The 6318-nt window shown below is 56.7% G+C and carries 7 protein-coding genes; 6 read left to right on the forward strand and 1 reads right to left on the reverse strand.

Annotated elements, in window-relative coordinates; all coding sequences use genetic code 11:
- Positions 1-2186: pilus assembly protein (locus LG30_RS0107510; protein WP_033130095.1), on the forward strand; the 2186-nt coding region annotated here is incomplete at its 5' end.
- The gene (locus LG30_RS0107515) at positions 2183-2467 is read left to right on the forward strand and encodes a TapY2 family type IVa secretion system protein (RefSeq protein WP_052100892.1); all 285 of its coding nucleotides are present in this window, start codon (positions 2183-2185) and stop codon (positions 2465-2467) included. The genes LG30_RS0107510 and LG30_RS0107515, both read left to right, overlap by 4 nt.
- Positions 2468-2498: 31 nt before the next feature.
- Here the strand turns inward: LG30_RS0107515 and LG30_RS0107520 are convergent, their stop codons facing one another.
- On the reverse strand, positions 2499-3002 hold the full coding sequence (locus LG30_RS0107520; protein WP_033130092.1) for a GspH/FimT family pseudopilin: 504 nt from the start codon (positions 3000-3002) through the stop codon (positions 2499-2501).
- A 137-nt stretch (positions 3003-3139) separates the two neighbouring features.
- On the opposite strand from LG30_RS0107520, the gene LG30_RS0107525 reads away from it, so the two are divergent.
- From LG30_RS0107525 to luxS, 4 genes are read left to right on the forward strand one after another with little or no spacing between them, the layout of a single operon-like run.
- Positions 3140-4762 (forward strand): NAD+ synthase, encoded by a 1623-nt coding sequence (locus LG30_RS0107525; RefSeq protein WP_033130093.1) that lies wholly within the window; start codon positions 3140-3142, stop codon positions 4760-4762.
- Between the two features lie 9 nt (positions 4763-4771).
- Complete coding sequence (gene glnB / locus LG30_RS0107530) at positions 4772-5110, forward strand: nitrogen regulatory protein P-II (RefSeq protein WP_005308848.1); 339 nt, start codon at positions 4772-4774, stop codon at positions 5108-5110.
- 52 nt (positions 5111-5162) lie between these two features.
- A complete protein-coding gene (locus tag LG30_RS0107535) occupies positions 5163-5762 on the forward strand; it encodes a transglycosylase SLT domain-containing protein (RefSeq protein ID WP_052100894.1) in 600 nt (199 codons plus the stop codon).
- Positions 5763-5779: 17 nt separating this feature from the next.
- Complete coding sequence (gene luxS / locus LG30_RS0107540) at positions 5780-6289, forward strand: S-ribosylhomocysteine lyase (protein ID WP_033130094.1); 510 nt, start codon at positions 5780-5782, stop codon at positions 6287-6289.
- Positions 6290-6318: the final 29 nt, after the last annotated feature.

Consider the following 6318-nt stretch of genomic DNA (forward strand, 5'->3'; position numbering starts at 1 on the left):
CTAATGCGTCAGCATTAACTGACGCATTAAAATCTTCTTTGCTCGCTATTCTCAGGATAAATACCTCTCTGGGTTCTCCGGCGATTGCCAGTAATAACTTCGACCGCACGCGGAGCCTCAACAATATTTACTATGCCATGTTTGAACCGGATGACGGTCCGAGGTGGCGGGGCAATCTGAAGAAATTGATGTTTTCCTCCAAGGGATATGTTGTTGATAGCCGCAATCTGCCAGCCATCAAATTTGATGGGACCATACTCGACAGCGCCCAGACTTTCTGGTCATCGACCAGAGATGGCAGCAAGGTGGCGGAAGGCGGTGCGCAGGATATGCTGGCGGCAAAGAGTAACCGCAACCTTTTTGTCATCAACAATGGTCAGAGTCGGCTCGATACCCTGACCAAGGCGAACTTGGTTTCTCAGGCGGGTACAGAGGCGGCATTGATGACCTGGATGAAAGCCAGCGATTCAGCCGAACTCGACAAACTGATCGACTGGACCAAGGGGTTGGATGTCGACGATGAAGACTTCGATACTTCGACCACGATCCGCTCTCATATTATGGGGGATCCTCTTCACTCCCGCCCGCTGGTGCTGAACTATGGTCCTCAGTCCGGCAATATGACAGATGCTCCCGACTTGCGGATAGTGTTTGGCACCAATGCCGGATTCCTGCATATGTTCAAGGACATGGGTAACACCGTCGATGAAAGCTGGGCTGCCATTCCCTACGAGTTTTTGGCCAATCAGGAGGCACTGCGTGCCAACGCCGAGTCAGCAGAGCATGTTTATGGTGTTGACTCCTCTCCCGTGGCGCTCATCAAGGACGCCAATCGTAACGGTATATTGAAAGCTTCCGAAAGCGACTTCGTCTGGGTATTTACCGGCTTGAGAAGCGGGGGAAAGGCCTACTATGCCTTCGATATATCGAGTCCGAATACCCCGACCTTGAAATGGCGTTTGAATTCGCAGACGACGGGCTTCAGTGAGTTGGGATTGACATGGTCAGTGCCTGAGATCGCGTTCGTACCAGGGGTAACAGATCCGGTTCTGATTTTTACCGGTGGTTATGATCCGAACAAGAACGCTCTGGGACTGGGGGCGAATGACAGCATGGGTCGGGGGATATACATCGTGAACGCTGCGACGGGAGCACTCCTGTTCAGCGCAACCCCTGCCGCTACCTCGAGTACCAACCTGCAGGTAACCGGTATGGTTGATAGTATGCCAGGTTCGGTGGCAACCTTGGATAGTGATGGTGATGACAAGACGGATCGTATCTATGTAGGGGATACGGGAGGAAATATATGGCGGATGGACCTTCCTTCTGCCACTAAATCCGACTGGAAGGTATTCAAGTTTGCCAGTCTTGGATCGGATGCGACCCAGGCAGAGGACCGTCGTTTCTTTACCCAACCCATAGTAGTGCGCACGATTAACAAGCAAGTGACGGCAACGGTCGTCGGGGGAAATACAACGTATTCCTATCAGGATCGTCCCTTTGATGCTGTGCTGATAGGCAGTGGTGATCGAAATCGCCCTTCATCTGAGTCAACCGTCCATAACGGTTACTTCATGTTGCGTGACTATGATGTCATGCCCCGTACGTCAACTTCGCCCGCTAGATCGGCTATCCAGATTTCAGAGCTCTACGATGTGACCAATGATCCCTTGGCTGCTCAGACGACCAGCGCCGCTATTCTGGCAACCAAGGCTGGCATTACCAGTGCAAAAGGCTGGGTCAACTGGTTGAACGAAGAGGGTGAGAAGTCGCTGGGGGCTGGCGTGGTACTACAAGGCAAACTCTACTTCACCTCCTTCCTGCCTCAGGTGCAATCGTTCCAGCAGTGCACCATTCAGTCCATTGGGGCGGCGCGCCAATACATGGTGGATATGCACTATGGCAGTTCCTTCCGCTACGTGGTCGATTTGGATGGTAATGAAACGCCAGAGCGCTATGTCGAAGTACAAAACAAGGTGGCGGATGACCTGGTCGTGCATGCGGGTGATGATGCGAAAATACGCATCATAGGTGGCGGAGCAGGGGAAGAAGTCATTCTCAAGGACGACGGTAGTGGTGAACCCGAGCGCTGTACCGGTGGTGGTGAATGTGCTCAGGGGGCGGAAGAAGCCGAGATGGATATGTCGCCGAAGAAAATCTACCTGTATGAAGGAGAGGTGCAATGAAATCGCTGAAGATGATGTTGGGCCTCAGTCTTTTATTATCAGGCCCTGTGCCGGCGGATGACATGAAGTGCTATGTGGAACTGGTTAACGGGCAGAAAGTCGTACTGCATGGCACAGTGACAGATAGCAGCCAGAAGGCAGTACAGGAGAAGTTCAAGCAGCGCGGATACGAGATCAATGGTGCTGTGCAACCGGTACTCAAGCTGCTGGAATGCCAACCTCTAGAGAACAAATTTCAGTCAAAGGAGGGACAGCAGCAAGATGCCAGCCAGCTACGGTAGTGAGCGTAGTGAGCAGGGACATTCAAGGCATTCAAGGGCAGATATTTGCTTGAGTCGACTGGGTAGTGCGTCCCGAAGGGGCAATGACCAAGTTAATTTGGGCGTTGCCTGGGCTGCAGAGGCTGAGGGTGGCATTGGTGACCAAACTGGTGCCATCCGGGCTGAAGGTAGTGGAAATCCTGTTGTTGGAGGCGGTCAGTGATCTGGGGAATGTCGGGCTTCTTGCCAGAAACTGCTCCCCATTATTGAGGACGTTGTTGCCATCGTTATCGACGAATATCAAGATCTGGGTTGGACTGGCCGTAACACAGTTATCGCTGGCATTGGCCAGGCAGGCGGTAACGGATTGCTGGTTGTCGACAGCCTGACTGCGAGCAAAGCGCAAGTGCTTCAGGACTGTGCGGGATTCAAACTGCAGCGTGTTCTCATTGAGCAGGCTCGACATGGCCGGCGCCCCTATCCCGAGCAAGATGACCCCCAGACTGACGGCAATCATCAGCTCAAGCAGGGTGAATCCTTTCACATCCTTGACCATGGCAATGTCTCCCTCGATTAGTTACATCTTATCTCTTGGCTGCCAGAACTCCAGCGCAAAGCCCAAGTGTTGAGCTGGCACAGCCAGCGCCTTTTCTTTATCATTCCCCATCATTTTCGAGTTTAAGATGCATCGCCATGGCAAAAGCCCTCTCTCTGATGCTTGCCCAGTTAAATCTGACGGTAGGCGCCATCGAAGATAACTGTGACAAGGTGCTGGCAGCGGCCGCCCAGGCAGAGCTGCAAGGTGCCGACCTGCTGGTGTGCTCCGAGTTGGCGCTGACCGGTTATCCGCCGGAAGACCTGCTGCTGCGCCCCGATCTGATGATCCGGGTCGAGGCTGCGCTGGCCCGTATCACGGCTTGGCAGGGCAATTGCGCCATCCTGGTGGGGCATCCCTGGCGTGAGGGTGAGGCGCTATACAACGCGGCATCCCTCTATGAGCGGGGCCAGCTGGTCGCGCGTTATTTCAAGCAGGATCTGCCTAACTACGGGGTGTTCGACGAGAAGCGCTACTTCCGCGCGGGTTCCGAGACTTGCGTCGTGCCTTTCCGTGGTCACCAGCTCGGGCTGCTTATCTGCGAAGACCTGTGGCAACCGGGTCCGGCATTGGCGACCAAAGAGGCCGGCGCTGAGCTACTGCTGACCATCAACGCCTCCCCCTACGATCGGGAGAAGCCCTGGGTCCGTCATGAGCTGATGACCGAGCGCTGCGCCCAGACCGGTTTACCGCTGGTCTACCTCAATCAGGTGTGTGGTCAGGATGAGCTGATCTTCGATGGTTGCTCCAAGGTCTTCAACGGCCAGGGCGAGCTGACCCATAAGCTGGCCCCCTTCGCCGAAGAGTTGGCGCTGGTACGCTTCGAAAACGCTCGGCCGGTGAAACTGAAAGAGCCCGCTGCTTCCCTCGCGCCGTTGGCCGAGATTTATCAGGCGCTGGTGCTGGCGGTGCGCGACTACATCACCAAGAACGGCTTCCAGGGTGCCGTACTGGGTCTCTCCGGCGGTATCGATTCCGCCCTGACCCTGGCCATCGCCGCCGATGCTATCGGTGCGGACAAGGTGCAGGCGGTGATGATGCCGTTCCGCTATACCGCTCAGATGAGCGTGGAAGATGCCAAGGAGCAAGCCGAGCGGATGGGTGTCGAGTTCGACATCATCTCCATCGAACCCATGTTCGAAGGCTTCATGACCCAGCTGGCGCCGCTGTTTGCCGGCACCGCCCGCGATACCACGGAAGAGAACCTGCAGGCCCGCTGTCGTGGTGTGCTCTTGATGGCGCTCTCCAACAAGCGCCGCCGTATAGTGCTGACCACCGGCAACAAGAGCGAGATGGCCGTGGGCTATGCCACCCTGTATGGTGACATGGCGGGTGGCTTCGATGTGCTCAAAGATGTGCCCAAGACCCTGGTCTTCAAGCTGTGTGAATATCGCAACAGCGTCGATTATGTGATCCCGCAGCGGGTCATCGACCGCCCCCCTTCGGCGGAGCTTGCGCCGGATCAGGTGGATCAGGACAGCCTCCCTCCCTATGACATTCTGGATGCCATCCTCAAACGCTATGTGGAAGAGGATGCCTCGGTCGCCGATCTGGTGGCGGAAGGATTCGAGGAGATGGTGGTGCGCAAGGTGATCCGGCTGGTGGATCTCAACGAATACAAACGCCGTCAGGCCGCCGTCGGGCCCCGTATCACGGCCCGCAACTTTGGTAAGGATCGCCGTTACCCCATCACATCCGGGTTTGGCAAACAGAACTGGTAAGGAGTCACCATGAAGAAGATTGAAGCCATCATCAAACCGTTCAAGCTGGACGATGTGCGCGAGGCCCTGGCCGAGATTGGCATCAACGGCATGACAGTCTCCGAAGTCAAGGGCTTCGGCCGCCAGAAGGGGCATACCGAGCTCTATCGTGGCGCCGAATACATGGTGGATTTCCTGCCGAAGGTAAAGGTCGAGCTGGTGGTGCAGGACGAGGATCTCGATGCCTGCCTAGAAGCGATCCAAAACACCGCCCGCACCGGCAAGATCGGTGATGGCAAGATTTTTGTCTGCGAGGTGGAGCGGGTCATTCGTATCCGTACCGGCGAAGAGAACGAAGACGCCATTTGATATGGTGGATTAGCCTGGTAACGAAGAAGAGAACGAAGATGGCATTTTGCTGATGTGGACACGTTTAATGGTGGCGGCAGGCCTGCTGATGGGTCTGACCGCCTGTAGTACCAGGCCGCCGGCCCAGCCGGAAAATCTGTGCCAGATATTCACGGAAAAGCCGGAGTGGCACAAGGCGGCGTTGCGGATGAACGAGCGTTGGGGCACGCCGGTACACGTGGTGATGGCCATGATGTACCAGGAGTCTTCCTTCGTACACGATGCCCGGCCGCCGATGGACTATTTCCTCTTCATCCCGACCGGGCGCGCCAGCTCGGCTTATGGCTATGCCCAGGTGAAGGATGAGACCTGGGATGATTACCAGCGGGAGACCGGCAACGGCTGGAGCGATCGCGACGACTTTGCCGACGCCATCGACTTTATGGGCTGGTACACTAGCAAGGCCCAGCGGCTGAACGGCACCTCCAAGTGGGATGCCTATGGCCAGTATCTCAACTATCACGAAGGCTGGGGCGGCTACCGGCGTGGCAGCTACCGCAGCAAGGGATGGCTGATGAAGGTCTCCCGCAAGGTGGAGGCCCGCGCCCAGCGCTACGGCGCCCAGTACCGACAATGCAAGGATCGGCTCCCCAGCGGGGGCTGGTTCTCGTAACCAATCAGGAGTCAGAAATGCCGTTATTGGACAGTTTTACCGTCGACCATACCCGTATGGAAGCCCCTGCCGTGCGGGTGGCCAAGACCATGCAGACCCCGAGCAAGGACACCATCACGGTGTTCGATCTGCGCTTCTGCGTGCCGAACCAGGAGATCCTCTCCGAGCGCGGCATCCACACCCTGGAGCACCTGTTTGCCGGTTTCATGCGGGATCACCTGAACGGCAACGGGGTCGAGATCATCGACATCTCCCCCATGGGCTGCCGTACCGGCTTCTACATGAGCCTGATCGGCGCGCCGGACGAGGCCCGTGTCGGCACCGCCTGGCAGGCTGCCATGAGCGATGTGCTGACCGTGCAGGATCAGGCCAAGATCCCCGAGCTGAACGAATATCAGTGCGGCACCTACAGCATGCACTCCCTGGAGGAGGCGCACGCCATCGCACGTCACGTGCTGGAGCGCGGCATCGGGGTCAACCACAACGACGAGCTGGCCTTGCCGGAAGAGAAGCTCAAGAGCCTCTAAACGCATCGCCATGTCTAGTCCTGAAATAG

The sequence above is a fragment of the Aeromonas aquatica genome (assembly GCF_000764655.1).
In the GTDB taxonomy this organism is placed as follows: Bacteria; Pseudomonadota; Gammaproteobacteria; order Enterobacterales; family Aeromonadaceae; genus Aeromonas; species Aeromonas aquatica.

What these genes read in the sequence shown, in the direction of transcription:
- LG30_RS0107515 (WP_052100892.1), top strand. Translation starts at nt 2,183, where the DNA reads ATGAAATCGCTGAAGATGATGTTGGGCCTCAGTCTTTTATTATCAGGC.
- LG30_RS0107520 (WP_033130092.1), bottom strand. Translation starts at nt 3,002, where the DNA reads ATGGTCAAGGATGTGAAAGGATTCACCCTGCTTGAGCTGATGATTGCC.
- LG30_RS0107525 (WP_033130093.1), top strand. Translation starts at nt 3,140, where the DNA reads ATGGCAAAAGCCCTCTCTCTGATGCTTGCCCAGTTAAATCTGACGGTA.
- glnB (WP_005308848.1), top strand. Translation starts at nt 4,772, where the DNA reads ATGAAGAAGATTGAAGCCATCATCAAACCGTTCAAGCTGGACGATGTG.
- LG30_RS0107535 (WP_052100894.1), top strand. Translation starts at nt 5,163, where the DNA reads ATGTGGACACGTTTAATGGTGGCGGCAGGCCTGCTGATGGGTCTGACC.
- luxS (WP_033130094.1), top strand. Translation starts at nt 5,780, where the DNA reads ATGCCGTTATTGGACAGTTTTACCGTCGACCATACCCGTATGGAAGCC.